We start from the raw sequence: 314 nt of genomic DNA, 5'->3' as shown, positions 1-314 counted from the left end.
ACGGAGTTGACACTCGTATTCCTTTTAAGGTCCACAAAATAAGCAAGGTGAATATTTTTCCTGACTACAAATATGGAAATCGCAGTCTCCCTGTTACCGACACCGCCTCAAATGAAGGGTATGACATCTATAGTTTTGAAAAATTACAATTCCGCCCCAAGGCGCTCACCAATGCCATCTTTATTACTCCGGAATCCATATATTCAGATGCCGACAGAACCCTCACCTATAACAGGATCAATCAATTGAGGATCTTTAGATATCCCAATATTCAATACATGGAGGATCCTTCAGATTCAACCGGAACAGATCTC

The 314-nt window shown here is 41.1% G+C and carries 1 pseudogene; it reads left to right on the top strand.

The features are described 5' to 3' along the window. Window positions 1–47: 47 nt before the first annotated feature. Window positions 48–314, top strand: a pseudogene (locus HC175_RS22400) (translocation and assembly module lipoprotein TamL); the annotation flags it as partial.

The sequence above is a fragment of the Salinimicrobium oceani genome (genome assembly GCF_012037645.1).
Note: the sequence above shows the minus strand (reverse complement) of the source record. Positions and strands in the feature narration are given on the sequence as shown.